General features: G+C 61.5%; 18 protein-coding genes, 4 tRNA genes and 3 rRNA genes. 4 read left to right on the top strand and 21 right to left on the bottom strand.

From position 1 onward, the window contains the following. Positions 1–32: 32 nt before the first annotated feature. From OTERR_RS04860 to OTERR_RS04795, 14 genes are all read right to left on the bottom strand, one after another. Positions 33–638 (bottom strand): glutathione S-transferase N-terminal domain-containing protein, encoded by a 606-nt coding sequence (locus tag OTERR_RS04860; protein WP_054621846.1) that lies wholly within the window; start codon positions 636–638, stop codon positions 33–35. A gap of 199 nt (positions 639–837) precedes the next feature. Continuing rightward, entirely contained in the window at positions 838–1548 is a 711-nt protein-coding gene (locus tag OTERR_RS04855) for a cytochrome c1 (RefSeq protein WP_054621857.1), read from the bottom strand. 14 nt (positions 1549–1562) lie between these two features. Continuing rightward, positions 1563–2882 carry a cytochrome b gene (locus tag OTERR_RS04850; protein WP_054621845.1) on the bottom strand — a complete coding sequence of 440 codons (1320 nt, stop codon included), beginning with the start codon at positions 2880–2882 and terminating at the stop codon, positions 1563–1565. A gap of 3 nt (positions 2883–2885) precedes the next feature. Next, positions 2886–3482, bottom strand: coding sequence for a ubiquinol-cytochrome c reductase iron-sulfur subunit (gene petA / locus OTERR_RS04845; RefSeq protein ID WP_054621844.1), 597 nt, complete (start codon positions 3480–3482; stop codon positions 2886–2888). Between the two features lie 550 nt (positions 3483–4032). Continuing rightward, a 5S ribosomal RNA gene (gene rrf, locus OTERR_RS04840) occupies positions 4033–4145 on the bottom strand. Positions 4146–4244: 99 nt separating this feature from the next. Beyond that, positions 4245–7131, bottom strand: a 23S ribosomal RNA gene (locus OTERR_RS04835). A 256-nt stretch (positions 7132–7387) separates the two neighbouring features. Then, positions 7388–7463: transfer RNA gene (locus OTERR_RS04830), tRNA-Ala, on the bottom strand. 35 nt (positions 7464–7498) lie between these two features. Continuing rightward, positions 7499–7575 (bottom strand) — tRNA-Ile (locus OTERR_RS04825). Between the two features lie 68 nt (positions 7576–7643). Then, a 16S ribosomal RNA gene (locus tag OTERR_RS04820) occupies positions 7644–9187 on the bottom strand. The 16S, 23S and 5S rRNA genes sit together here with 3 tRNA genes alongside, the layout of an rRNA operon. Before the next feature lie 144 nt (positions 9188–9331). Then, positions 9332–9408: transfer RNA gene (locus tag OTERR_RS04815), tRNA-Met, on the bottom strand. A gap of 164 nt (positions 9409–9572) precedes the next feature. Further along, complete coding sequence (locus OTERR_RS04810; protein WP_246154456.1) at positions 9573–10178, bottom strand: ParA family protein; 606 nt, start codon at positions 10176–10178, stop codon at positions 9573–9575. A gap of 56 nt (positions 10179–10234) precedes the next feature. Beyond that, the gene (locus tag OTERR_RS04805; RefSeq protein WP_054620525.1) at positions 10235–11032 is read right to left on the bottom strand and encodes an ABC transporter permease; all 798 of its coding nucleotides are present in this window, start codon (positions 11030–11032) and stop codon (positions 10235–10237) included. Next, positions 11025–11861 carry an ABC transporter ATP-binding protein gene (locus tag OTERR_RS04800; protein WP_149425027.1) on the bottom strand — a complete coding sequence of 279 codons (837 nt, stop codon included), beginning with the start codon at positions 11859–11861 and terminating at the stop codon, positions 11025–11027. The genes OTERR_RS04805 and OTERR_RS04800 overlap by 8 nt, the downstream gene beginning before the upstream one ends. 68 nt (positions 11862–11929) lie before the next feature. Continuing rightward, on the bottom strand, positions 11930–12934 hold the full coding sequence (locus OTERR_RS04795; RefSeq protein WP_149425026.1) for an ABC transporter substrate-binding protein: 1005 nt from the start codon (positions 12932–12934) through the stop codon (positions 11930–11932). A gap of 201 nt (positions 12935–13135) precedes the next feature. On the opposite strand from OTERR_RS04795, the gene OTERR_RS04790 reads away from it, so the two are divergent. Next, positions 13136–13936 carry an IclR family transcriptional regulator gene (locus OTERR_RS04790; protein WP_054620458.1) on the top strand — a complete coding sequence of 267 codons (801 nt, stop codon included), beginning with the start codon at positions 13136–13138 and terminating at the stop codon, positions 13934–13936. Between the two features lie 218 nt (positions 13937–14154). Here the strand turns inward: OTERR_RS04790 and hypE are convergent, their stop codons facing one another. From hypE to OTERR_RS04755, 7 genes are all read right to left on the bottom strand, one after another. Further along, complete coding sequence (gene hypE, locus OTERR_RS04785) at positions 14155–15210, bottom strand: hydrogenase expression/formation protein HypE (RefSeq protein WP_149425025.1); 1056 nt, start codon at positions 15208–15210, stop codon at positions 14155–14157. Between the two features lie 4 nt (positions 15211–15214). After that, a complete protein-coding gene (locus OTERR_RS04780) occupies positions 15215–15643 on the bottom strand; it encodes a ribonuclease HepT family protein (protein ID WP_149425024.1) in 429 nt (142 codons plus the stop codon). A gap of 24 nt (positions 15644–15667) precedes the next feature. Continuing rightward, complete coding sequence (hypD, locus tag OTERR_RS04775; RefSeq protein ID WP_149425023.1) at positions 15668–16840, bottom strand: hydrogenase formation protein HypD; 1173 nt, start codon at positions 16838–16840, stop codon at positions 15668–15670. A 10-nt stretch (positions 16841–16850) separates the two neighbouring features. Beyond that, entirely contained in the window at positions 16851–17108 is a 258-nt protein-coding gene (locus tag OTERR_RS04770) for a HypC/HybG/HupF family hydrogenase formation chaperone (RefSeq protein WP_149425022.1), read from the bottom strand. A gap of 3 nt (positions 17109–17111) precedes the next feature. Further along, entirely contained in the window at positions 17112–17798 is a 687-nt protein-coding gene (locus OTERR_RS04765; RefSeq protein ID WP_149425021.1) for a transglutaminase-like domain-containing protein, read from the bottom strand. Next, complete coding sequence (hypF, locus tag OTERR_RS04760; RefSeq protein WP_149425020.1) at positions 17791–20244, bottom strand: carbamoyltransferase HypF; 2454 nt, start codon at positions 20242–20244, stop codon at positions 17791–17793. The genes OTERR_RS04765 and hypF overlap by 8 nt, the downstream gene beginning before the upstream one ends. Before the next feature lie 278 nt (positions 20245–20522). Further along, a tRNA-Thr gene (locus tag OTERR_RS04755) sits at positions 20523–20598 on the bottom strand. 153 nt (positions 20599–20751) lie between these two features. On the opposite strand from OTERR_RS04755, the gene OTERR_RS04750 reads away from it, so the two are divergent. The 3 genes from OTERR_RS04750 to OTERR_RS04740 all read left to right on the top strand — a co-directional run bounded on the left by OTERR_RS04750 (position 20752) and on the right by OTERR_RS04740 (position 26678). Continuing rightward, complete coding sequence (locus OTERR_RS04750) at positions 20752–22593, top strand: GGDEF domain-containing protein (protein WP_149425019.1); 1842 nt, start codon at positions 20752–20754, stop codon at positions 22591–22593. A 356-nt stretch (positions 22594–22949) separates the two neighbouring features. Beyond that, positions 22950–24467 carry a flagellin N-terminal helical domain-containing protein gene (locus tag OTERR_RS04745; RefSeq protein WP_054620465.1) on the top strand — a complete coding sequence of 506 codons (1518 nt, stop codon included), beginning with the start codon at positions 22950–22952 and terminating at the stop codon, positions 24465–24467. A 90-nt stretch (positions 24468–24557) separates the two neighbouring features. Next, the gene (locus OTERR_RS04740; RefSeq protein ID WP_149425018.1) at positions 24558–26678 is read left to right on the top strand and encodes a tetratricopeptide repeat protein; all 2121 of its coding nucleotides are present in this window, start codon (positions 24558–24560) and stop codon (positions 26676–26678) included. Positions 26679–26709: the final 31 nt, after the last annotated feature.

Below are 26709 nucleotides of genomic sequence, written 5' to 3'. Positions count from 1 at the left end.
TCGCCCCGTACCGGAGGCCGGTCGAGCCAGCCTTACTTGCGCATCACCTTTTCCGGCGGCGTCAGGGCATCGATGAAGCCCTGGCGGCTGAAGATGCGCTCGGCGTACTTCATCAGCGGCGCCGCCGTCTTGCCCAACTCGATGCCGTAGTGGTCAAGACGCCACAGCAGGGGGGCGATCGCCACGTCAAGCATGGAAAACTCGTCGCCGAGCATGTGCTTCTGCTTGGTGAACATGGGGGCCAGTTCGGTCAGACGGTTACGGATCTCGTTCCGGGCCTTGTCCTTCTCCGCGGCCTTGGCGTTGCTCTTTTCCAGCACTTCCATGTGCACGAAGATCTCGCGCTCCATGCCGGACAGCAGTTGGCGCGAGCGGGCACGCTGGATCGGGTCGGCCGGCATCAGCTGCGGGTGCGGAAAGCGCTCGTCGATGTACTCGTTGATGATGTTCGGCTCGTAGAGGATGAGATCCCGTTCAACGAGCACCGGAACGCGGCCGTAGGGGTTGATGACGGCGATGTCTTCCGGCTTGTTGAAAAGGTCCACGTCGATGACCTGGAAGTCCATGCCTTTTTCGTACAGCACAATCCGGCAACGGTGGCTGAAGGGGCAAGTGGTTCCCGAATAAAGGTTCATCATGTTTCAAGCCCTCACTTTTCTTGGGCCGATCCGTCACTGACACGAACCGGCGATCAACAAACGACTGGATGGGCAGCTATCAGCGCTCCCCCCCATCAAAACGGAAACGGCACCGACGGTTTGGCGATCTGAAGATCACCGTTACCGCCGATGCCGAAGACCAGGGAGAAACTGCTTCCCTGGCTGTGCCTTTTACAGCTTAGTGCACGTCTTTCCAGTACTCACGCTTAAGGGCGTAGGCCGCAACGAACAGTACGGCCAGGAAGGCCAGCACGCCGAGACCGAGCTGCTTGCGGAATTGAGCCTGGGGCTCACCCATCCACACCAGGAAACCGACCAGGTCGGCAACCTGCTTGTCGTAATCGGCCGCAGCCAGCTTACCCGGTACAGCCAGTTCGAGCTTGTGCTCGGCGTTCAGCACCTGGGTACCTTGCAGTTCGTAGAGGATGTGCGGCATGCCGACGTTCTCGAACACCACGTTGTTCCAGCCGGTGGGACGGTTCTCATCCCGGTAGAAAGAACGCAGGTAGGTGTACAGCCAGTCGGCACCGGAACCATGCTCAGAAGCGCGGGCCCGTGCAATCACGGACAGATCCGGCGGAGTTGCGCCAAACCACTTCTTGGCTTCGTCCGGACGGATACCGACACGCATCGGCTCACCGATCTTCTCGGCGGTGAACATCAGGTTGTCCTTGATCTGCTCTTCGGTCAGACCGAGTTCGGTCAGACGGTTGTAGCGGACGTAGGACGCACCATGGCAGTTCAGGCAGTAGTTCACGAACAGCTTGGCACCGTTTTGCAGCGCCGCCTTGTCTCCCTGAACATCGGGAGCCTTGTCGAGATGGACTTCCCCGCCGCTAGCAAAAGCGAGAAGGGGAACGAATAGCAATGCAGTAAGAAGTTTTTTCATGGTGTGCATCCCGGTTACTTCGTCACACGGTCCGGTTCGGGGCTGTACTTGTCGATCTTCGACCACCAGGGCATGGTGAGGAAGAACAGGAAGTAGTACAGGCTGAGGATCTGAGCGACAGGAGCGCCCGGGATCACGCCGAAGAACGCGTAGGACGGCGGCTGGGTACCGAGGAAGCCAAGAATGCCGAAGGCGATCACGAAAATCGTCAGCAGAGTCTTGAAGATCGGGCCACGGTAACGGATCGATTTGACCGGGCTGCGATCAAGCCAGGGCAGGAAGGCCAGGATGACCACACCGGCGCCCATGGCAACCACCCCCCAGAACTTGGCGTCAAGACCAAGGATCGGCCACACCATCGCACGCAGCAGGGAGTAGAACGGGGTGAAGTACCACACCGGCGCAATGTGCGGCGGGGTCTTCAGGGGGTCAGCCGGGATGAAGTTGTTGAACTCCAGGAAGTAGCCGCCGCCTTCGGGAGCGAAGAACACCACGCAGGAGAAGACCATCAGGAACACCACAACGCCGACGATGTCCTTCACCGTGTAGTACGGGTGGAAGGGAATGCCGTCGAGAGGAATGCCGTTGGCGTCCTTGTGCTTCTTGATCTCCACGCCGTCCGGGTTGTTCGAACCGACTTCGTGCAGGGCCAGGATATGAGCAGCCACCAGGCCGATCAACACCAGGGGCACGGCGATCACGTGGAAGGAGAAGAAGCGGTTCAGGGTCGCGTCGCCCACCACGAAGTCACCGCGAATCCACACGGACAGCGGTTCACCGATCAGCGGAATGGCGGAGAACAGGTTCACGATCACCTGGGCGCCCCAGAAGGACATCTGGCCCCAGGGCAGCAGATACCCCATGAAGGCCTCAGCCATCAGGCACAGGAAGATCAGCACACCGAACACCCAGATCAGTTCGCGGGGCTGCCGGTAGGAACCGTAAAGCAGGCCGCGGAACATGTGCAGGTAGACGACGATGAAGAACGCCGACGCACCGGTGGAGTGCATGTAGCGGATCAACCAGCCCCAGGGCACATCGCGCATGATGTACTCGACCGAGGCGAACGCCACGGGAATGCCGTTGGCGTTGATCGAGGCATCCGGCTTGTAGTGCATCACTAGGAAGATGCCGGTAACGATCTGGATCACCAGCACCAGCAGGGCTAGGGAGCCAAAGAAATACCAGAAGTTGAAGTTCTTCGGAGCGTAGTACTCGGACAGGTGGCCCTTCCACATGGCAGTTGCCGGGAAGCGCGCATCGACCCACTCCAGGACATTCCCAGCCAGGGAGCCGTCCGATTTGTATTTTTCGAAGTTGGTATTGGCACCCATGACTTATGCCCCCTTCTCGTCTTTGCCGATAATCAGGCGAGTGTCAGACAGATACATGTGCGGCGGAATCACCAGGTTATCCGGCGCCGGCTTGTTCTTGAAAACGCGGCCAGCCAGGTCGAAGGTGGAACCGTGACACGGGCAGAGGAACCCCCCCAGCCAATCAGCCCCCATGCCTTCTTCGGCACCGTGCTTGAACTTGGAGGATGGCGAGCAGCCGAGGTGCGTACAGATGCCGACAGCGACGAGGAGCTCGGGCTTGATCGAACGGGTTTCGTTCTTGCAATACTCGGGCTGTTGAACCTTGTCGGACTTGGGATCGCTCACAGCCTCGTCCAGCTTCGGCAGGGTCTCGAGCATGTCCTTGGTGCGATTGATGATCCACACCGGCTTACCCCGCCACTCCACAGTCATCATCTGGCCTGGCTCAAGCTTGCTGATGTCCACCTCGACAGGCGCGCCGGCAGCTTTCGCCCGTTCGGAGGGCAGCATGCTGGAGACGAACGGCACGAGCGCCGTCAACGCCCCCACACCGCCCACGGCCGCGGTGGTGACGACTAGCCGCCGCCTTCCGCAGTCCACTTTCTGCTCGTTGCTCATAACGCTGGTCCCTAAATGGAAATGAAAGACTCAAAACCCTGGGATTATAAAGGATTCCACACACCGCATGAAAGCACCCTCCGCGGTACGTAATTTGATGCTGTTTGTGGGGTATCAAGGATAGAGGAGATCGTCAGCCGTGCTGACGCGTTGCAGCCCTTGTTACGCCCGCACAGGCGCACAGAGAGAGGGGGGGATTCTGACTTTGGGATTCTCGGTTTATCAGAGCGCGTCTGGAATCAGCGCGTTGAGCGTGCTTGATCAGACAGGGCCGCTGCTGTTCCGTGAGCCAGGGGGCCGCTCGCCCACTTGATCTGCGGTGTGGGGCAACTGGTTAGGGAGGAAGCCTTGGCGCGTGCTTCTGCCGGGAGTCGTAAGTCTTGAGTGCACGACGTTAGCCTGTGTTTATGCAAGCGTGTCCCCGGCGCAGGGGGTTCCCGACCGGGGTGCGGGACTAGGGAGAGGATTTCTCTCGTGGGGTCTGGGGATTGGGGGGGGATGAAAGTAAAAAACCCCTGTTAGCGGTTGCTAACAGGGGTTTTTATGGGGAGCCTGGCGGTGACCTACTTTCGCGAGCGGAAGCTCACTATCATTGGCGCGATCTCGTTTCACGGTCCTGTTCGGGATGGGAAGGGGTGGGTCCAAGATGCTATGGCCGCCAAGCGAAGCTTGGGGCGACTGTGGATGCAGTCGGCCGATATACGGGAGTAGGTTGGTTGTTGTGATTGCGTGCTGGTATGCCGCTGTGAATCTTAGGGTTATAGGATCAAGCCTCACGGGCAATTAGTACTGGTTAGCTTAACGCATTACTGCGCTTCCACACCCAGCCTATCAACGTCCTGGTCTTGAACGACCCTTGAGGGAGATCGAGTCTCCAGGGAAGTCTCATCTTGAGGCGAGTTTCCCGCTTAGATGCTTTCAGCGGTTATCTCTTCCATTCTTAGCTACCCGGCGATGCGACTGGCGTCACAACCGGTACACCAGAGGAATGTCCACTCCGGTCCTCTCGTACTAGGAGCAGGCCCTCTCAAACTTCCAGCGCCCACGGCAGATAGGGACCAAACTGTCTCACGACGTTTTAAACCCAGCTCACGTACCTCTTTAAATGGCGAACAGCCATACCCTTGGGACCGGCTACAGCCCCAGGATGAGATGAGCCGACATCGAGGTGCCAAACACCGCCGTCGATATGAACTCTTGGGCGGTATCAGCCTGTTATCCCCAGAGTACCTTTTATCCGTTGAGCGATGGCCCTTCCATACAGAACCACCGGATCACTATGACCTGCTTTCGCACCTGCTCGACTTGTGGGTCTCGCAGTCAAGCACGCTTTTGCCATTGCACTTTGCGAACGATTTCCGACCGTTCTAAGCGTACCTTCGTACTCCTCCGTTACCCTTTAGGAGGAGACCGCCCCAGTCAAACTGCCCACCATGCACTGTCCCCGACCCCGATTCAGGGGCCTAGGTTAGAACCGCAAACAAACCAGGGTGGTATTTCAAGGACGGCTCCACCAGAACTAGCGTCCTGGTTTCATAGCCTCCCACCTATCCTACACAGATCGGTTCACAGTCCAATGCAAAGCTACAGTAAAGGTTCATGGGGTCTTTCCGTCTAGCCGCGGGGAGATTGCATCTTCACAAACATTTCAATTTCGCTGAGTCTCAGCAGGAGACAGTGTGGCCATCGTTACGCCATTCGTGCAGGTCGGAACTTACCCGACAAGGAATTTCGCTACCTTAGGACCGTTATAGTTACGGCCGCCGTTTACCGGGGCTTCGATCAAGAGCTTGCACCCCATCACTTAACCTTCCGGCACCGGGCAGGCGTCACACCCTATACGTCCACTTTCGTGTTTGCAGAGTGCTGTGTTTTTATTAAACAGTCGCAGCCACCATTTCACTGCAACCTCTTACGGCTTCGCCCGCGAGGGACTACACCTTATTGAGGCGCACCTTCTCCCGAAGTTACGGTGCAAATTTGCCGAGTTCCTTCTGCTGAGTTCTCTCAAGCGCCTTAGAATTTTCATCCTGCCCACCTGTGTCGGTTTGCGGTACGGTCCCGCTGTAACTGAAGCTTAGAGGCTTTTCTTGGAAGCTGGGTATCAACCACTTCGTCTGCAAGCAGACTCGTCATCACGCCTCAGGATTGACCCTCCGGATTTGCCTAGAGGATCTCCCTACACGCTTAAACCACCTATTCCAACAGATGGCTGGCCTAACCTTCTCCGTCCCCCCATCGCATTACAGCGAGGTACAGGAATATTGACCTGTTTCCCATCGACTACGCTTTTCAGCCTCGCCTTAGGGGCCGACTCACCCTACGCCGATGAACGTTGCGTAGGAAACCTTGGGCTTTCGGCGAGCGGGCTTTTCACCCGCTTTATCGCTACTCATGTCAGCATTCGCACTTCTGATACCTCCAGCATCCCTTACGAGACACCTTCGCAGGCTTACAGAACGCTCCCCTACCATGTCACAAGGACATCCGCAGCTTCGGTTATATGCTTGAGCCCCGTTACATCTTCCGCGCAGGACGACTCGACCAGTGAGCTATTACGCTTTCTTTAAAGGATGGCTGCTTCTAAGCCAACCTCCTGGCTGTCTATGCCTTCCCACTTCGTTTCCCACTTAGCATATCATTTGGGACCTTAGCTGGCGGTCTGGGTTGTTTCCCTCTTGACACCGGACGTTAGCACCCGATGTCTGTCTCCCAAGCTGGCACTTCTCGGTATTCGGAGTTTGCTATCGCGGGGTAGATCGCAATGACCCCCCCAACGATTACAGTGCTCTACCCCCGAGAGTGATACTTGAGGCACTACCTAAATAGTTTTCGGGGAGAACCAGCTATTTCCAGGTTTGTTTAGCCTTTCACCCCTATCCACAGCTCATCCCCTAACTTTTCAACGTTAGTGGGTTCGGACCTCCAGTGCGTGTTACCGCACCTTCATCCTGGCCATGGATAGATCACCTGGTTTCGGGTCTACGCCCAGCAACTAAGACGCCCTATTCGGACTCGGTTTCCCTACGCCTCCCCTATTCGGTTAAGCTCGCTACTGAACGTAAGTCGCTGACCCATTATACAAAAGGTACGCAGTCACCCCACGAGGGGGCTCCCACTGTTTGTATGCATGCGGTTTCAGGATCTATTTCACTCCCCTCCCGGGGTTCTTTTCGCCTTTCCCTCACGGTACTGGTTCACTATCGGTCGATCACGAGTATTTAGCCTTGGAGGATGGTCCCCCCATCTTCAGACAGGATTTCACGTGTCCCGCCCTACTTGTCGCACGCTTAGTTCCACACCCAGGTTTTCGAATACGGGGCTATCACCCTCTGTGGCCGGACTTTCCATTCCGTTTTTCTAACGTAGATGCTATATCGTGCAGGCTGGTCCCATTTCGCTCGCCACTACTTTGGGAATCTCGGTTGATTTCTTTTCCTCCGGCTACTTAGATGTTTCAGTTCGCCGGGTTCGCTTCCACAGACCTATGTATTCAGTCTGGGATACTCCTTGCGGAGTGGGTTTCCCCATTCGGACATCTCCGGATCAAAGCTTCATTGCCAGCTCCCCGGAGCTTTTCGCAGGCTTGCACGTCCTTCATCGCCTGTGATCGCCAAGGCATCCACCACATGCACTTAGTCGCTTGATCCTATAACGCTAAGATCTCTTACGAGACGCGTCACAGGAAGCATACTCAGCTTGTGACGTACCGGGCTGACTTGCCGGTACGCACGATGCAATCACAACCGTATCTCTGGTCTTGGTTGTCGGCAACCAGAGATACAACCTACTTCCGTATTGTTAAAGAGCACAGTCTGGTTAAAACCAGAAACAGCAACCGGCAATTGCTTACCATTTGTTGTTTCGGATTTCATCCTGAACAGCCGATCAGACACGCGAGTGCGTGGTGGAGGATGACGGGATCGAACCGACGACCCCCTGCTTGCAAAGCAGGTGCTCTCCCAGCTGAGCTAATCCCCCATCTTGATAAGCCAACGATGAACAGGTTCAAACGTTGGTGGGTCTGGTTGGAATCGAACCAACGACCCCCGCCTTATCAAGACGGTGCTCTAACCGACTGAGCTACAGACCCTCCGTCTGTGCAGCTAACTTGAACAACCGATAGGCTGTAGGTACTTGACCAAGCAGTATTTACTCTAGAAAGGAGGTGATCCAGCCGCAGGTTCCCCTACGGCTACCTTGTTACGACTTCACCCCAGTCACGAACCCCGCCGTGGTAAGCGCCCTCCTTGCGGTTAGGCTACCTACTTCTGGCGGAACCCGCTCCCATGGTGTGACGGGCGGTGTGTACAAGACCCGGGAACGTATTCACCGCGGCATGCTGATCCGCGATTACTAGCGATTCCGACTTCACGCAGTCGAGTTGCAGACTGCGATCCGGACTACGATCGGCTTTCTGGGATTAGCTCCCCCTCGCGGGTTGGCAACCCTCTGGACCGACCATTGTATGACGTGTGAAGCCCTACCCATAAGGGCCATGAGGACTTGACGTCATCCCCACCTTCCTCCGGTTTGTCACCGGCAGTCTCATTAGAGTGCCCAACTGAATGATGGCAACTAATGACAAGGGTTGCGCTCGTTGCGGGACTTAACCCAACATCTCACGACACGAGCTGACGACAGCCATGCAGCACCTGTGTCCAGGCTCCCTTTCGGGCACCAAGCCATCTCTGGCAAGTTCCTGGCATGTCAAGGGTAGGTAAGGTTTTTCGCGTTGCATCGAATTAATCCACATCATCCACCGCTTGTGCGGGTCCCCGTCAATTCCTTTGAGTTTTAACCTTGCGGCCGTACTCCCCAGGCGGTCAACTTCACGCGTTAGCTACGCTACTAATGGGTTTAACCCCACCAACAGCTAGTTGACATCGTTTAGGGCGTGGACTACCAGGGTATCTAATCCTGTTTGCTCCCCACGCTTTCGTGCATGAGCGTCAGTACTGGCCCAGGGGGCTGCCTTCGCCATCGGTGTTCCTCCACATCTCTACGCATTTCACTGCTACACGTGGAATTCCACCCCCCTCTGCCGTACTCTAGCCGTGCAGTCACAAACGCAGTTCCCAGGTTGAGCCCGGGGATTTCACGTCTGTCTTACACAACCGCCTGCGCACGCTTTACGCCCAGTAATTCCGAATAACGCTCGCACCCTACGTATTACCGCGGCTGCTGGCACGTAGTTAGCCGGTGCTTCTTATTCCGGTACCGTCATCCACATCCTGTATTAGAGAATGCGATTTCGTCCCGGCCGAAAGAGCTTTACAACCCGAAGGCCTTCTTCACTCACGCGGCATGGCTGGATCAGGCTTTCGCCCATTGTCCAAAATTCCCCACTGCTGCCTCCCGTAGGAGTCTGGGCCGTGTCTCAGTCCCAGTGTGGCGGATCATCCTCTCAGACCCGCTACGGATCGTTGCCTTGGTGAGCCTTTACCTCACCAACTAGCTAATCCGACATCGGCCGCTCTTCTAGCGCAAGGCCCGAAGGTCCCCTGCTTTCCTCCTCGGAGAATATGCGGTATTAGCGTAACTTTCGCTACGTTATCCCCCACTAAAAGGCACGTTCCGATGCATTACTCACCCGTTCGCCACTCGCCATCAACCTAGCAAGCTAGGTCATGCTGCCGTTCGACTTGCATGTGTAAGGCATGCCGCCAGCGTTCATTCTGAGCCAGGATCAAACTCTTCAGTTCAATCTCTCGCTGGCTTGACAAGAATTGGTAATTCGAAAACTACCTATCTATGTGCAAGCGCCTTACTAACTTTAACCAACCGAAGTCGGTCTCCACTTAGCCAAGCACCTACACCTATCGGCTGTTCAATTTTTAAAGATCAATTGGTTGCGGGGGTAGGATTTGAACCTACGACCTTCGGGTTATGAGCCCGACGAGCTGCCAGACTGCTCCACCCCGCGCCCGCTGCAACGTTGTTTTGAATCGTCGTTGCATCGATCAGAGAAGCGAAATATTAAACACTTCTCAGAAGTTCGTCAACCCCCTGTTGTTTTTTTATTTCGCCGCCGTTGCTGCTGTGTGGCATCGAAACGACAAGGCGTTGCGAAGAGGGGCGAACTATACGCTAGGCGCTTAGCCATTGCAACACCCCTTGCCATTGCTCGATATCTTTTTTGTTCTTGGCCCGGGGGGGATCGAACAGTGACGCCCCTGCTGCTGCAACATTGACGTAGTTCTGGGTATTGCGCAGGTAGGCCAACAGCGGGAGATCGAAGTGCTTAAGAAATTCTTCCAGCATGGCGGCCGCCTTGGTACGAGGATCGACACGCATCGCCACGATCCCCACCACACCACGCCGGCCACGCAGGTCCGAGCGGAGCGAGTTGAGAAAATCCTCCGTTGCCGCCATGTCGAATACTGAAGGCACGACAGGAACGATGACCTTATCGACGCTGCGCAGGTAATCGCTAAGTTTGTAGCCCTGCAGTCCGGCTGGCGCATCGAGGATCACCCAGTCCTGACCAGAGGGAGGCGAGAAGCCCAATTGGTTGCCAGCGAACACACCGTTGATGGGCGGATGCGCCCCATCGCGAAAGGCCAGCCAGCGCAGGGATGACTGCTGTCGATCCAGATCGCAGAGCGTCACCTTGTTGCCTTCGTTGGCGAAATGCCCCGCCAGATTGGTGGCAAGCGTCGTTTTGCCTGCCCCGCCCTTCGGGTTGGCCACCATCACTGCACGCATCCTCAATCCCCTTTGCAAACGATGAAGGGCGCTGGGCGCCCTGCTTAGATTTTCTCGGTTTCCCCCTGGCGCGGCTGCCATACCAGGAGCCTACGCTCCACTTGGCTGACCAGCCCGTCAAGGATCAAGGCAAATGTCGTTAGCACAAGAATACCGGCAAACACGGTGTTGATGTCGAACGTTCCCTCGGCCTGCAGGATCAGGTAGCCCACGCCTTTGGCCGACCCCAGGTATTCCCCTACTACCGCACCGACAAACGCCATACCCACCGAGGTGTGCAAGCTGGAGAAAACCCAGCTCATCGCCGAAGGTAGGTACACATGGCGCAGCAACTGGGCTCGGCTCGCCCCCAGCATTCTCGCGTTGGCCAACACCACAGGGCTGACCTCACGGATACCCTGGTACACATTGAAGAAAACGATGAAGAACACCAGGGTGATGCCGAGGGCAACCTTGGAAGCAATGCCCAAACCGAACCACACGGCAAAAATAGGAGCCAGGATCACTCGGGGCATGGCGTTGGCAGCCTTGATATAAGGATCAGCCAGGACTGCCGCGGTTGGTGACAAGGCCAGCCACAACCCCACCAGCAATCCGAGGCCGGTACCAAAAACAAACGCCAAGACCGTTTCCACCAATGTGACCGCAAGATGGGGAAAGATATCGCCGCTCACGAACCACTCGCCGATTCGCACCAAAACCCGCACGGGTTCACCAAAGAAGAATGGGGGGAGCACGCCACTAGAGGTGAGTCCCCACCACAGGAAGAACAGCGCAAGCAGTACCAGGGCCTGATAAATGCGCAGCCGCCACCCACTCGGAACCTTCTTGGCGTTATACATGGCGCCGCCCACTTTCGACCGACACGATCGCCCCCTGTGTTTGAGCATAGCCTTTCAGCACCTCGTCCTTCATTGCTCCCCAGATTCGCGTGTGCAATTCGATGAATCGAGGCGTCAGGCGAATTTCCGCCACATCCCTGGGGCGCGGCAGGTCGATGGCAAATTCGCCGATAGGGTGGGATTCCGGCCCCGCCGACAGCACCACCACCCGATCCGACATGGCGATCGCTTCTTCCAGATCGTGGGTAATGAAGAGTACCGACTTGCGATCGGCCGACCATAGATCCAGCAGTTCGTTTTCCATCAATTGGCGCGTCTGGATATCCAATGCCGAAAACGGTTCATCCATGAGGATGATTTCGGGGTCGAGAATCAGCATCTGCGCGAGAGCCACCCGCTTCTTCATGCCACCAGATAATTGGTGGGGGTAACGGGCACCGTGCTGCGCGAGCCCGACGCGCTGGAGCCAGTAGCGCGCCTGTTCGCGGGCGTCCGCCTCGTTAATGCCGCGAAAGATCAGGCCGGCCATGACGTTATCCAGAGCACTCTTCCAGGGCATCAGGCTATCGGCCTGGAACATATAACCAGCGTGCAGATTGATCCCCTGCAATACGTCGCCGAACACGCGAACCACGCCGGTCGAGGGCGCCAGCAGCCCTGCCGCCATATTGAGCAGCGTGGATTTTCCACAGCCCGTAGGGCCGACCACCGAAACAAATTCGCCTGGGGCAATATCAAGGGACACCTCGGCAACGGCCGTGTAGCGGCCACCACCGGGGGAGGCAAAGGCGGCACTGACCGCCGCCAGGGATAGAGCAGGCTGGTGCATGGCGTTCTTCTAATATGGTGAGAACCCCACGCCACGGCGCGGGATGGCTGCGGCGCTGCGCTTTAGGCCTATTTGTATTTCTTGAGGGCCTGCAGCACGAAGCTGTTGTCGTAAGTCTTGCTCAGATCGATCTTCGCACCGGCAACGGTGGGATCGAAGCTGCGCAACACCTTATAGACGTTCTGCACTGCCTCCGCACTGATGGCGCCGTCCGGTGAGAACGCCGCCGTATTCTTCATCAGCGAAACCTTGTACAACCCCCGGTCGTTGCCATAGAACTCGGGCGGCACCGTAGCGACCACCTGCTCCGGGGTGGCTTTTTGCAGCCAGCGCACCGCGCGGACCATGGCGTTGACCACCGCCTGGGTGGTGCGCGGGTTATGGCCGATGAACTCATGGGTTCCATAGATGCAGCCAGCAGCGTAGGCACCACCGTACACATATTGCATGCCCGCCTCGGTGCGGGTATCCACGACCGGCTGGGCATCGCCTCCAACTTCCAGGATGCTGATCACCGGATCCAGGTTGGCGACTGCATCGATATCGCCGCGCTTGATGGCAGCCACAGCCCCGGCTCCAGCGCCCACGCCGATAATCGACACCGCATCGGGTTTGAGCCCATCCTTGGCCAGCAGCGTGTTGACGAACATGTTGGTGCTCGATCCCGGCGCCGTCACGCCGATTTTCATGCCCTTCAGATCCTTCGGGGACTTGAAGGTAGCTGCTTTGTCCTTGCGCATCGCCAAGACGATGCCGGCCATACGCCCCTCCAAGGCCACGGCCTTGATCGACTGTCCCTTGGCTTGTAACCCGATCGTGTGCTCGAACGAACCGGAGACCAGATCGGCGCTTCCGCCCATTAGGGCCTGGAGGGCCTTGGCCCCACCGGGAAAATCGACGATCTCCACGGCAAGCCCCTCCTCCTTGAAATACCCCAGACGCTCGGCAATGGTCAGTGGCAAGTAGTAGAACAACCCCTTACCGCCTACGGCGATGGTCAGCCTGGGTTTCTCTAGACCTTCCGCCGCCCGCCCCAAGCCAGGCAACGAACCGAGCAAGGCGGCGGTACCCATGAGTGAGAATTGTTGGAGGATAATGCGCCGTCCCCGGCCGGCCGGGGGAAGGTGGGACGAAGCCATCGGTTGTCTCCTCGTTTATGTTTTTTGATGCTGCGGAAGGTTGCTGACAGCCCGCTCGCATACGATCATTGATTATAGCTTCGTCTTACCGCCACGCCGGCGCTACAATTAAGCATTTCATAATCGATTCTCACCATGTCCAACGACCTCGACAAACCACGCCAGGGCATTCAATCCATTGAAGTCGGCGCCCGCCTGCTGCGCGCCCTGGCCACCTCGGGGCGGCCCACCATGTTGCGTGACCTGGCCCGGGATGCCGGCATGCCGGCGGCCAAAGCGCACCGCTACTTGGTCAGCTTCGTACGCATGGGCCTGGTGGAACAGGACCCGGCCAGCAGCCGCTATGCTCTCGGCCCCTTCGCCCTGGAACTGGGGCTGGCCTGCCTGGGGCGACTCGACCCGGTTCGTATCGCCGGTCCGATCCTCGACGAACTGTGCGAAGCCATCCACGAAACCGTGGCCCTGGCCGTCTGGGGCAACCGGGGCCCCACCATCGTCCGCCTCACCGAACCCCCAGGTCCGATCACCGTCACCTTGCGTGCCGGGACGGTTCTACCCCTGACAACCTCGGCCACCGGCCGCACCTTTGCCAGTTTTCTGCGCAGCCCGGCCCTGAAGCGTATTGCCGAGGATGAAATGAAGAATCTGGCCCTCAACTCCGGCACGTCCCTGGCGGAATTGAAGCGTGACTTCGAGGCCAGCCAAATCGAAGCCCGGGCCAACGGGGTCGGCCACGTCAGCGGCAGCCTCTCCCCTGGAGTCAATGGTTTCAGCGCCCCGGTCTTCGACTACACCGGTGAAATGGTGGCGGCGATCACCACCCTGGGAGCCATCGGTCACCTCGACAGCCGCATGGACAGCGCCCCGATCACCGCCCTCAAGGCGGCAGCAGATCAGCTGTCGAGCCTGCTCGGCCATACCAGCACAGCCCCCTGAAGCAGTGCGCACCAAGCACAAGGCCCGGGGATCGCCAGATCCGCCGGGCCTTGTTGTTTCTGCGTGGCGCCGTGGCCTAGAACCGGGTCGTCAGGGCAATGTGCCACTGGAAGTCGTCTTGCCGATGCCTGCCAGGTCTAACCGACCATCCTGTACTGCGAGAATGCGCTTTCATTTGCGGGTCTTATCAAATAAGCGCCGTTTTCCATAAACTACTCTCAGCAGATGCGCGGCAGCTGCTCGCCGGTGAGCCAGTCCACGATGCGCGTGCCGCCGAAGGCGGTGGTCATCTGCACGAAGTGATGCGGGTCCTCGATGATGCTGCCGATGCGTGCCGCCTCCCGGCCCTGGGGATGGGCGCGCAGGGCCGCCAGCACCAGGGCGTCGGCCTCGGCCGGGGCGATGACGATGACCCGGCCCTCGCAGGCGGCGTAGAGCGGGTCCAGGCCGAGGAATTCGCAGGCGGCGGCCACCGCCGGGCGCACCGGGATGGCGGATTCGTCCAAGGCGATGCCGACCCCGGACTGGGCGGCGATCTCGTTCAAGGTGGTAGCCAGGCCGCCCCGGGTCGGATCGCGCAGCACCCGCACCTGGGGCACCGCCGCCAGCAGGTCGGCGATCAGGCCGTGCAGGGCGGCGCTATCGGAGACGATGGGGGAATCGAAGGCCAGTTCCTCGCGGCAGGAGAGGATGGCCACGCCGTGGTCGCCCACCGGGCCGGAGACGAACACACTGTCACCCACCCGGGCGTTGGCGCCGCTCAGTTCCACCCCCGGTCGGCGCACGCCGACCCCGGTGGTGGAGATGAACACCCCGTCGCCCTTGCCCTGTTCCACCACCTTGGTGTCGCCGGTGACGATGTGCACCCCGGCGCTGCGGGCGGCGGCGGCCATGCTGTCCACGATGCATTTCAGCTCGGCGAAAGGAAAGCCTTCTTCGAGGATGAAGCTGGCCGACAGCCAGCGCGGCTCGGCGCCCATCACCGCAACGTCGTTGACCGTGCCGTGCACTGCCAGGGCGCCGATGTCGCCGCCGGGGAAGAACAGGGGCGACACCACGTGGGCGTCGGTGGCCATCACCAGGCGGGCGCCCAGGGGCAGGCCGGCCAGCTCGCAGAGCACGGCGCCGTCGTCGCCGCGGCGCAGGGCCGGGTTGTCGAAGGCCGGGGCGAACAGCTCGGCGATCAACTGGGCCGAGGCCCGGCCGCCGGCGCCGTGGGTCATGTCGACGCGGCCATTCTTCAGGTCCAGGGGGCGCACGTAGTTGCGTTTCATCGGCTCAATTCCGCGGAGAGTCGCTGTCAGGATTATCGGGATTGTTGAGGTTGCCAAGGCCGGCGGCGTCGGCCCCGGCGAAGAATTCGAACAGCTCGGGCCGGCTCTGCCGATAGAGGCGCAGCCACAGCAGGGTGGCGGGCACCAGGGAACGCACGCCGAACCAGACGCTGCCCCGGTCGTCGCGGCGCTGGCCCTTCAACTCCCAGCCCAGCATGGTCCAGCCTTCCCAGTTCACCTCGGGCATGTGCTCGCGCACCTCGGCGGGGATGTTGGCCACGGTCTGGGTCATGGCCGTCAGGTGGCGCACCACCTCCTCCCGGGTCAGGCGGGTGGCGAAGAAGTCCGCCTCCTCCAGCCCCTCGGTCAGGGTCAGGATGGCGGCGCCGGAATCGTCGAGGATGCCCAGTTGGGCGGCAGTGAGCAGGTTCATGGCGGTGGGCGGCAGCGGTGCCGGTCAGGCCGGCACGCCCTCGGGGGCGGGGGCCGGCGCCGCATGGTCGCGGGAATAGTCACGGAAACGACCATAAGTGTAATGGGCGGCGCAGGCCCCTTCCGAACTGACCATGCACGACCCCATGGGATTTTCCGGCGTGCATACGGTGGCGAACAGCTTGCAGTCCTGGGGACGCTTGACCCCGCGCAGGATGGCGCCACACTCGCAGGCCTTGTGGTCGGGCACCGGAGCGTAGCTCAGGGCGAAGCGTTTTTCCGCATCGAACCCGGCGTAGGCGGCGCGGATCTTCAGGGCGCTGTAGGGCACCACCGACAGGCCGCGCCATTCGAACTCGCGGCGCAGCTCGAAGACCTCGGCCACCAGGGCCTGGGCCTTGCGGTTGCCGTCCCGGGTGACGGCCCGGGTGAATTCGTTCTCGACCTCGGCGCGGCCCTCGTTCACCTGGCGCACCAGCATGCGGATGGCCTGCATCACATCCAGGGGCTCGAAGCCGGCGATCACCACCGGCTTGCGGTATTCCTCGGCGAAGAACTCGTAGGGCCGGCTGCCGATGATGGTGGAAACGTGGGCCGGGCCGATGAAGCCGTCCAGTTTGACCAGGCCGAGGCGGCGCACCTCGGGAGATTCGAGGATGCTGGAGATGGCCGAGGGGGTAAGCACGTGGCAGCACAGCACCGAGAAATTGGTCAGCCCCAGGGCCTTGGCCTGCTGGATCGCCACCGCCGTGGGCGGGGTGGTGGTCTCGAAGCCGATGGCGAAGAACACCACCTGCCGGTCCGGGTGCTGCCGGGCCAGGTTCACCGCGTCCTGGCTGGAATAGACCATGCGTACGTCGCCGCCCCGGGCCTTGGCCTTGAGCAGCGACAGGCCGCCGGAGGCCGGCACCCGCAGGCAGTCGCCGTAGGTGCAGACCATGGCGCCTACGTCGAGGGCCAGGCGGATGGCCTGGTCCACCCGGCCGATGGGCAGCACGCACACCGGGCAGCCCGGGCCGTGGATCATGCGCACGTTGGCCGGCAGCAGGTCGGCGACGCCGTAGCGGGAAATGGCGTGGGTGTGCCCGCCGCAGAACTCCATGAAGTGGTAGCACCGCGCCGGGTCGGCCTCCCGGGCGATGGCGGCGGCCAGCCCCTTGGCCAGCGCCCCGTCCCGGTATTCGTCCACGTATTTCATCCCGGCCTCCTTACGCGTTGGCCAGGCTGGCGGCTAGGGCCTCCTGGCGCTGTTCGTCGTCCAGTTCGGCGAACAGCGCCAGGGTCTTTTCCGCCTCGTCCGGGTCGAGCCGGGTCAGGGCGTAGCCGACGTGGACGATCACGTAGTCGCCCACCGCCACGCCCTCCACCAGGGCCAGGGAAATTTCCTTGCGCACGCCGCCCAGCTCGATGCGGGCGCCGTCGTCGGGCAGGAGATCGACGATCTTTGCGGGGATGGCCAGGCACATGGGTCAGGCGTCCTTGAAAGCGGGTTGGCGCGATTGGGCCAGGGAAAGGGATAGGGTCAGGGACAAGGGCGCCGCCGGCAGCACGGCCGCATCGGGAAGGCGCTCCATGGCCTCGGCCACGCTGGCGCAGCCTTGCAGCACCTCGGTCACCGCCGCCACCGGCTCGGCCCACAGGCCGGGGAAATCCACCTCCCCCGGGTAGTCCAGGGCGAAGGCCAGCCGCTCCAGCGGCGGGGTGAAGCGGGCCTCCACCCCGGGCTTATTGCCCCGGGCGTCGATGCGGTACCAGCCGTGGCCGGGCAGATGGACGGCGTTGAGGCCGTGCAGGCAGTAGCGCTCGCCCCCCGGCACCAGGGTCAGGCGCTGGTAGCACAGGGCGGCGGGAATGCCGTTGGCGCGCAGCAGGGCCGCCAGCAGGTGGCTCTTGGCGTAGCAGTAGCCGGTGCGCTGGCGCAGCACGTCGGAGGCGGTGCAGGTGAGCGGGTTGTCGGCGTCGTTGCGGTAGTCCCAGCTATGGCGGATGCGGTCGCGCACGAATTCGAAACAGCGTTGGGCCACGGCCAGGGGGGTGGCATCGCCGTCTGCGTCAGTCCCGGCGGCAAGTTCCCGGGCCACCCGGCGGATGTCCGGATGGTCGGCGTCGATGATCGGCGAGGCGGCCAGGTAGGGGGCGAGGGTCGGATCAGTCATGGATGTGATGGCGGACGGCCCAGGCCTGGCCGAGGGCCAGGCCGCCGTCGTTGGGCGGGGCCTGGCGGGCTTCGAGCACCGCCAGGCCGTGGTTGTTGAGGTGGGCGCGCAGGTCCGCGACGAGCAGGGCGTTGAGGCAGCAGCCGCCGCCCAGGGCGACGGAGCCCAGGCCCCGGGCCTTGGCCGCTTGGGCCGCCCAGTCCGCCAGGCCGGCGGCGACGGTGGCGTGGAACAGGTCGGCGGCGGCGTCCAGGGCACCTTCCCGCTCGCCCGCTTCCACCGGCCAGTCGGCCAGGGCCGCCAGCAGGGGGGCGAAATCCAGGGCGCCAGTGGCATCGGCGGCATCGATGCGCCAGCCGCCTGCCAGGGGCGCGGCAGCGTGGCCGGCCTGGCGGCGCTGCCGGTCGGCCCGGCCTTCCAGTTCCATGGCGGCCTGGGCCTCGAAGCGCTGCACGGCGCGCAGGCCGAGCAGGCCGGCGGCGGCGTCGAACAGGCGGCCCAGGCTGGAGGTGGGCGGGCAATTGACGCCCTGGCCGAGCATCCGGGCGATCACCGCCGCCCCCTCGACCTTTTCCTGACCGGGATAGCGACGGGCGACGAAGGCTGCGATTTCGTTCCCGCGCCCCAGGCGATACAGGGCGCTGGCGGCGAGGCGCCAGGGTTCCCGGGCGGCCTTGTCGCCGCCGGGTAGAAGCAGGGGCGTCAGGCCGGCGAGGCGAGTGCAGCCGGCGCCGGACACTTCCAGCAGTTCGCCGCCCCACAGGCCGCCGTCATCCCCCAGCCCCACCCCGTCCAGGGCCAGGCCGAGCACCGGGTGGTCGGCCGGGGTGCCGCTCTCGGCCAGCACGGCGGCGATGTGGGCATGGTGGTGACCCACCGCCAGCGCCGGGATGCCCCGGGCGGCGGCGAAGGCCTGGGCCAGCCGGGTGGAGGGGAAGTCCGGGTGCCGGTCGTGGGCCACCCGATCGGGCGTGGCGTCGAGAACGTGCAGCAGGTGGTCCACGGTTTCTTCGAGGAAGGCCACGGTGGACGGGCTGTCCAGGTCGCCGACGTGCTGGGAGAGGATCGCCTCGCGGCCCTTCATCACGCACACCGTGTTCTTCAGGTAGCCGCCGAAGGCCAGCACCGTCGGCCCGTCGTCCTTGAGCTTGATCGGCCGCGGCGTCTGGCCCCGGCCGCGGCGCACGAACTGGACGCCGCCGCCGTCGAGGCGGATCACCGAATCGTCGCTACGGATGACGATGTCCCGGTCGTGGAGCAGGAAGGCGTCGGCGATGCCGGCCAAGCGTTGCACCGCCTCGGCGTTGCCGGTGACCAGGGGCTCGCCGTGGGGGTTGGCGCTGGTCATCACCAGCACCAAGGATTGGGCCGCCCCCAGCCAGTCGAGCCCGGCGGGCCGGCCGGCGGCGGCGTGAAAGAGCAGGTAGTGGAGCGGCGCGTAGGGCAGCATGGCGCCGATCCAGGCCAGGCCCGGGGCCACCCCGGGCAGGGCGGAATCGGTGCCCGCCCCCTTGCGCAGCAGCACCACGGAGCGCTCCGGCAGTTCCAGCAGGCCGGCGGCCTCGGCCCCCAGGGGGCCGGACAGGTCGGCCACGGCGGCGGCGCTGGCCACGTTGGCGACCATCACGGCGAAGGGTTTCTCTTCCCGGTGCTTGCGCCGGCGCAGCTCGGCCACGGCGGCCGGATTGCGGGCGTCGCAGGCCAGGTGGAAGCCGCCGTAGCCCTTGATGGCGACGATGCCGCCGGCCCGAAGCAGGCGCACCGCACCGGCCACCGGGTCGTCGATGCCGTCCGCCAGGGGCGTCCCGTCGGCGCCGAGCAGGGCCAGTTGGGGGCCGCAGGCCGGGCAGCAGTTGGCCTCGGCGTGGAAGCGCCGGTCCCGGGGATCGGTGTATTCGGCCAGGCAGGCTGGGCACTGGGCGAAGGGCGCCAGGCTGGTGCGGGCCCGGTCGTAGGGCAATTCCCGGGTGATCGAGTAGCGCGGTCCGCAGTGGGTGCAGTGGGTGAAGGCGTAGCCCTGGCGGCGGTTGCCCGGGGTGAACAGGTCCACCAGGCAGTCATGACACAGGGCGCTGTCCGGGCCGATGCGGGTGCTGGTGCCCTGGCCGCCCCGGCTCTCGACGATCAAAAAGCCGGGCAGGCCCCGCTCCGGCGCGGCCTCGCGCACTTCCACCGCCTCAACCCGGGCCAACTCCGGCGCCTCGGCCCGCAGCCGGGCGACGAAGCGCTCCACCAACGGCGCCGCGCCCCGAGCCTCGATGTCCACGCCCTCGGCGTCGTTGCGCACCCAGCCGGCCAACCCCAGCTCGAAGGCCAGGCGGTAGACAAAGGGGCGGTAGCCCACCCCTTGGACCAGGCCGCGCACGCGGATGCGACGGCACAGGATGGTGACGGCGGGCAGGGAGGACGGGGAGAGCGGAGAGGCGGGCACAGCGGCGGAACTCATGGAAGTGGGTGGAAGCGAGGCAAGGGATGGTGGCGGCCGCGGGGCGCTGGATACCAGATACCGGCGGGCACGGGGCCGCCGGTGAATCAGGCGCGGCGCGGGCCGTTCACCTTACTGGGTAGTGGGCTGAGCTTCCAGTTCATCACCGTGTAGGCCCCGCCCAAGGCAAAGGCAGTGGGGTGCAGAAACAAAAAACGCCCGGGGCCAAAAGCACCGGGCGTTTTTCGCAATACGGGTACAACTCGGGGTACAACGGCAACGGTGTTCCGCCAGAAATCTGGTGCCGGCATCAGGAATCGAACCCGAGACCCCCTGCTTACAAGGCAGGTGCTCTACCAACTGAGCTATACCGGCAAAACCGCAGCGGGCGGATTATAGCCCAAGCACGTGCAACACGGCCGAGGTGCGCACTACGTCGCTACGGAATCCCGGTCTCGGCCGTACAATCCTCGCATTGAGCACTGCCCGGCTCCCCGGCATCCTCCCCATTTTCACCTCCTGTTCATCATGGCGAACGCCGACACCAACCCCCTGGAAATTGCCCGCGAAGCCTTGCTGCGTCTGGCAACGCGCCGCATCCCCCCAACGCCCGCCAACTACCGCGCGCTCTACCACGAGATCGCCGGCACCCAGGACGACGGCAGCGACGCCCTGCCTGACGCGGTGCTGCGCTCTCTGGTGGCAGCCCTGCCCCGTGCCACCCCGGCACAGCTGCGTCTGGCTCGCCTGCTCGAGGACGGCGTGCAGAAAAGCGGCTGGAACGGCCTGCGCGACGGCTTGGCCCAGCACGCCCGAACGTTGGAGGACCGGGCCGGCTGGGGGAATTTGATCAGTGAACTGCTGCGCCTGTGGGAACTGCGCCAACCTGGCCTGACCCCGGCCCGCAAGCGCGAAGGCCTGCAGCGGGTGCTGGCCAGCCAGGACGACGACACCTTGTATCCGCGCCTGCAGGGCCTGATCAAGGGCTGGGGCGACGCCAGCGCCGGGCTCGACAGCCCGGACGCCATGGGCGACCTTGCTCCGGCCAATGAGGCGGAGGCCATGCCCGATGCCGCCACGACCAGCCGCACCGGCCTGACCGGCTCCCAGTTCATGGGAGGTTTTGGCAGCATTTCCCAATTCTTCGGCGGCAGCGCTCCGGACGAGGATCTGGAAGCCTTTGCCGATCTGCGCGAACTACTTGCCACGTCCCTGGAGACGGCCCTGGCGCCAGTGGTACGCGATACGGCCGTGGCAGAGCAATTGGACGAACTGGCCGTCGCCATGCGTGCCGCCAAGTCGGTCAAGGTACTGCGCACCCTGACCACCAAGGTCAAACACCTGGCCTTCAAGATGGAGATTCTCACCGGCGAGCAGGCCGAGATCCGCACCGAACTGCTGCGCCTGTTCGGCCTGCTGGTGGAAAACGTCGGCGAGTTGGTCCTCGACGACCAGTGGCTGCACGGCCAGATGGAAATCGTGCGCGACCTGGTGGCCCGTCCTCTCGACATCCGCGCCCTGGAAGATGCCGAGCGGCGTCTCAAGGAAGTGATCTTCAAGCAGAGCCAGCTCAAGCAGAGCCTGCAGGAGGCCAAGGAAGCCCTGAAGCAGATGCTCGCTGGCTTCGTCGACCACCTGGCCGACTTTTCCGAGAGCACCTCGGAATACCACGACAAGCTGGAGGCCTTTGCCGGCAAGATTTCCTCGGCCAACAGCCTGGCCGAGCTGGGTTCGGTACTCGACGAAGTGATGCGCCAGACCCGGGTCGCCCAACTCAACACCCAGCGTACCCGCGACGAACTGCACGCGGCCCGCTCCCGGGTGGAACAGGCGGAAGCCCACATTGCCCAACTCCAGGCTGAACTGGACCGCACCAGCGCCATGGTGCGCCACGACCAGCTCACCGGTACCCTCAACCGGCGCGGCCTGGACGAGGCCCTGGAAAAGGAGATGGCCCGCAGCCGCCGCTACCGGGCCCCCCTGTGCATTGGCCTGCTCGATGTGGACAACTTCAAGAAGCTCAACGACTCCCTCGGCCACCAGGCCGGCGACGCAGCCCTGATCCACCTCACCCAGGTGATCCGCGACGGCCTGCGCCCTCAGGATTCGGTAGCCCGCTACGGCGGCGAAGAGTTTCTCCTGCTGCTGCCCAACACCACCCGGCACGAGGCCGTACAGACCGTACAGCGCCTGCAACGGGAGCTGACCCGGCGCTTCTTCCTGCACAACAACCAGAAGCTGCTCATTACCTTCAGTGCCGGCGTCACCGAACTCAACGACCGGGACAATGAGGAAACTGCCCTGGCCCGCGCCGACGCCGCCATGTACGAAGCCAAGCAGACCGGCAAGAACCGGGTGATCGAGGGCTGATCGCCCCCCCGCACCCCGCCTTGTTCTTGGCGATGTTCCCGCAGAAATCGTCTGCTGGACCGACAGCCAGAAGGTAACTGGACGGCCTGGCCGCCCTCCCCACCAGCAATACGCCAGACTAGCGATCCACTTGCCGCCCCCTCCCGGCAAGCAGGCGGCAATTCTTGCCGCCCCGCCTTTGCCCTACCACCGCCGCCCCCCCTGCCAACCCTTTTCCTGCCAGGGAAAATCAAGGTTGGCACAGTAGATGCTAAATCCTCCTCGTCAAAGTCGGACATGCGTGCCGGCTTGGTTCCGGCCTTCACCAGCACACTGTCCGGCTTGTATTGGGGCGCAGCCCCGACGAGGAGATCACGATGCCGCAAATCATCAACACCAATATTCCGTCGCTCAATGCGCAACGGAACCTGAATACGTCCCAGAGCTCCCTGTCGACCTCGCTGCAGCGTCTGTCGTCGGGTCTGCGCATCAACAGCGCCAAAGACGACGCCGCCGGCCTTGCGATTTCCGAGCGGATGACGTCCCAGATTCGTGGCCAGGACCAGGCCCGGCGCAACGCCAACGACGGCATCTCGCTCTCCCAAACGGCCGAGGGCGCCCTCCAGTCCGCTGGCGACATCCTGCAGCGGATCCGCGAATTGGCGGTGCAATCGTCCAACGCCACCAACTCCGCCTCTGACCGCCAAGCGCTCAATGCCGAAGTCGGTCAGCTCACATCCGAACTCGACCGGATCGCCAAGACCACTGAATTCAACGGTCAGAAGCTGCTGGACGGCACCTTTGGCACCGCGACCTTCCAGGTCGGCGCCAACGCCGGCCAGACCATCCAGGCGACCACGGCAAACTTTTCCACCAATCAATACGGCAATTACCGGATCGGCGCCGTCGCCGCTACGGCGACCAACCCCAAGGGCGACCTGACCATGGGGTCGACCCCGGGTACTGCAATCTCTGCCGCCAAGACGGCTGTTGCCTATGTTGCCGGGACGGCTCCGAGCAGCGCAATTGTGGGTGACACCCTAACGGTCAATGGCTCTATTGGCAGCCAGGCGATTGCCATCACGGCCGGCGACAGTGCTAAAACCGTCGCCACCAACATCAACAAGCAAACCGGCAATACCGGTGTAACGGCGACGGCGAAAACCGAGATTGATCTGAGTGCATTTACCGCCGGCTCGTCGTACAAGCTGGATGTGTTCTCCGACAACACCACCGCCGTCACGGTGTCTTTCACTGTTGGCGCGGGCGTCAACTCGGACGGTCTATCCGCAGCAGTCAACGCCTTCAACGACGTCTCGTCAAAAACTGGCATCACGGCGCGAATCAACGACACCGGCAACGGCATCACCCTGCTCAACTCCACTGGAGAAAGCATTGCCATCGGCAACGCCTCGTCCGGGTCCTCCATCAACGTGGGCACCCAAACCGTGGCGGCAGGCAATGGCACTTCGGTTGCAGGCCAACTCACCCTGGACTCGGACAAGAGCTTCAGCGTCGAATCTAGTGTTGCCGCCGGCCCAACCACCTACTTCACTGGCACGGTCGCATCCAGCCAACTGCAGAAGGTGAGTGATTTGGACGTAAGTTCGGTGGATGCCGCACAGCGAACTCTAGCGATCGTCGATGCAGCCTTATCTACCGCCAACGGACAACGCGCCAAGTTCGGTGCCTTGCAAGCACGCTTCGAGAACACCATCGCAAACCTGCAGGTATCCTCGGAAAACCTGAGCGCATCCCGCTCTCGTATCCGTGACGCAGACTTCGCCGCAGAAACGGCCAACCTGACCCGGGGCCAGATCCTGCAGCAAGCCGGTACCGCGATGCTGGCCCAAGCCAACCAGTTGCCGCAGAACGTTTTGAAACTTCTCGGCTAATATGGTCAAACTGAATAAAAAACGCTCACTTCGGTGAGCGTTTTTTATTAATTTCAGGCCCACTCCCATCCGCGCATATACATCACGATCATGACAGATGTCGCCCCCATCAAGCAGAGTTCAACACGACGCGACGAAGTAATGCTACTGATCCGATCGAACAACCTGAGTGCAGCTGAAGCGTTGTGCCTGCAGCCTGGCTATGTCGACGATGATGGCACTCTGCAGTACGTGCGCGCCCTGATAGCCAGAAAGAACAGAGACTGGGATGAGGTGCTGCTGCATCTGGAATATGCGCTGGATTGCTCGCCAACCAATAGCAATTATCTGGATGAGAAAGGCTATGCGCTCTATCAGCAAGGCAGATCCGCCGATGCTGCCCGAATCTACGCAGCGATCCTGGTAGACCATCCCCAGCACCTCAATGCACTGAACAACCTAGCGGTGATTTACAGCGAGCAACATCGCCTGACCGAAGCAGAGGAATTACTCCATCGCTCCCTGGCCATCGAGCCTCAGCAAGTGACCGCGTGGCTGAACCTTTGCTCTGCAGTCGAAACCCAGGCTGCCAGAGAACAAGATGCAGTCCATTATGCCGAGCAAGCGGTCAGACTCGCGCCTACGGATAGCCGCCCCTATCTTTATCTGTGCAAGGCATTGCTTCGCCAAGGCTATCCGACAAAAGCGCTGGAGGTCATTTCCCAGGCTGCCGCAATTGATCCGCGCAATGCCGACATTCACTACCGGATCGGGTTATGCCATATGCAGCTTGAGGACTACCAATCGGCAGCCCAGGCCTTTGAACTGGCTCTCGCCATCAATCCTCGTCATAGCGACACATTTCACGCATTGAGCGAGCTGTTTTTCAGCCTGAACGATCTTGCTGCTGCCGAAGAAGCCTGCCTGCAAGCAATTGCCTCATCCTCAAGCCAAGCCATGTATCCAGAACTGCTGGCCAAGATTTTGTTCGCCCAGGATCGTTACCAAGAGGCGGAGAACACCTACAACACAGCACAAGAGCTCCGGGCCCGGCAAAACAAACCCGCGCAGCCAATCCGCACCCTATGTGATGTCCGCTCTGCCGAGCAATGGGCAAACGACAACGGCTCCCCACCGGTTGAAACCCTCCCGGAACAGGAGTGGGAAGTTGCTCCGCCACTTTTTTTCGGTCACACGAGCGACGCCCAGTTTGCACAGGTCAGAATCCCCCATGCTTATTTTACCCAACTGAAAAACACCTTGGTCTTTCCACGGCGTGAGGTCATCCTGGTTAACGATCAGAAAACGGCTATTTATAACTGCTTGGCCGCACTCCGTCGGGGCGACTCCATCAGCAAGGACAATAGCCTTCCTTTTGCTGCCAATAACACCCTGACAATCGCCGACCTCTCAATTTCGCAGAAAACCATCGACACCGGGATCTACATGCTCTCGGACTCTCCGCAAAACTACGCACATTGGGTCACCGAGGTTCTGACACGATTTCATGCCATAGACCAGGCTAATCTGCCAGAACAGACCCCCTTGCTGGTCAACGACAATCTCTACCCCCAACAAATCGATTCGTTGCAGGCCTTAGCCGGAAAGCAGCGCCCGATCATCCCCTTGAGCAGCACGTCACTACATCGTGTCGATCACCTCTATTTCCCCAGCACTCCGATCAGCTATTTCCAGAACAAGCTGGGGCCAGGTAAATCACCTGCCCCGGCAGAAGCCACCTTTCAGCCTGCCGCCATTGCCCACTTCCGCGGCAAACTACTGGAACAATTTGCCGCAACCGAAAGCAAGCAGCGCCGCCTTTGGATTTCCCGAAAGAATCAGACCAAGTACCGGCGTTTTCTCAACGAGGAGGAAATAGAAACGATTTTCTGCGCACACGGGTTCGAATTGGTTTATCCGGAAAAAATGAGCTTTGCCGAGCAAATCCGGACATTCTCCACGGCCGAAATGATTGCGGGCGGGACCGGAGCTGGCATGGCAAACATGGTCTTTGCACCACCCGGGGCCAAAATCCTGCTCTTCACCGTTTACCATCCCCATATCAATTACAACTACTTCAACAACCTGGCCAAAATCAACCGACAGGAATTAGCCTATGTCGTTGGCGACTTGCTGAAAAACTTCGCCTTGCGGGGCTACGAGTACCAGTCTGATTTCACCGTCCCCACCGCTTTGGCAACATCCGCTATCGCAAACTTTCTCGCTCGGTAATCACAAAACGAATCAAGCCCCCGGCATTACT

This window comes from Oryzomicrobium terrae (assembly GCF_008274805.1).
Taxonomy (GTDB): Bacteria; Pseudomonadota; Gammaproteobacteria; order Burkholderiales; family Rhodocyclaceae; genus Oryzomicrobium; species Oryzomicrobium terrae.
This window is presented reverse-complemented; position numbering and strand designations above follow the sequence as displayed.

Coding starts and splice junctions, on each gene's coding strand:
- OTERR_RS04860 (WP_054621846.1), bottom strand. CDS start 638: ATGATGAACCTTTATTCGGGAACCACTTGCCCCTTCAGCCACCGTTGC.
- OTERR_RS04855 (WP_054621857.1), bottom strand. CDS start 1,548: ATGAAAAAACTTCTTACTGCATTGCTATTCGTTCCCCTTCTCGCTTTT.
- OTERR_RS04850 (WP_054621845.1), bottom strand. CDS start 2,882: ATGGGTGCCAATACCAACTTCGAAAAATACAAATCGGACGGCTCCCTG.
- petA (WP_054621844.1), bottom strand. CDS start 3,482: ATGAGCAACGAGCAGAAAGTGGACTGCGGAAGGCGGCGGCTAGTCGTC.
- OTERR_RS04810 (WP_246154456.1), bottom strand. CDS start 10,178: ATGGTGGCCAACCCGAAGGGCGGGGCAGGCAAAACGACGCTTGCCACC.
- OTERR_RS04805 (WP_054620525.1), bottom strand. CDS start 11,032: ATGTATAACGCCAAGAAGGTTCCGAGTGGGTGGCGGCTGCGCATTTAT.
- OTERR_RS04800 (WP_149425027.1), bottom strand. CDS start 11,861: ATGCACCAGCCTGCTCTATCCCTGGCGGCGGTCAGTGCCGCCTTTGCC.
- OTERR_RS04795 (WP_149425026.1), bottom strand. CDS start 12,934: ATGGGTACCGCCGCCTTGCTCGGTTCGTTGCCTGGCTTGGGGCGGGCG.
- OTERR_RS04790 (WP_054620458.1), top strand. CDS start 13,136: ATGTCCAACGACCTCGACAAACCACGCCAGGGCATTCAATCCATTGAA.
- hypE (WP_149425025.1), bottom strand. CDS start 15,210: ATGAAACGCAACTACGTGCGCCCCCTGGACCTGAAGAATGGCCGCGTC.
- OTERR_RS04780 (WP_149425024.1), bottom strand. CDS start 15,643: ATGAACCTGCTCACTGCCGCCCAACTGGGCATCCTCGACGATTCCGGC.
- hypD (WP_149425023.1), bottom strand. CDS start 16,840: ATGAAATACGTGGACGAATACCGGGACGGGGCGCTGGCCAAGGGGCTG.
- OTERR_RS04770 (WP_149425022.1), bottom strand. CDS start 17,108: ATGTGCCTGGCCATCCCCGCAAAGATCGTCGATCTCCTGCCCGACGAC.
- OTERR_RS04765 (WP_149425021.1), bottom strand. CDS start 17,798: ATGACTGATCCGACCCTCGCCCCCTACCTGGCCGCCTCGCCGATCATC.
- hypF (WP_149425020.1), bottom strand. CDS start 20,244: ATGAGTTCCGCCGCTGTGCCCGCCTCTCCGCTCTCCCCGTCCTCCCTG.
- OTERR_RS04750 (WP_149425019.1), top strand. CDS start 20,752: ATGGCGAACGCCGACACCAACCCCCTGGAAATTGCCCGCGAAGCCTTG.
- OTERR_RS04745 (WP_054620465.1), top strand. CDS start 22,950: ATGCCGCAAATCATCAACACCAATATTCCGTCGCTCAATGCGCAACGG.
- OTERR_RS04740 (WP_149425018.1), top strand. CDS start 24,558: ATGACAGATGTCGCCCCCATCAAGCAGAGTTCAACACGACGCGACGAA.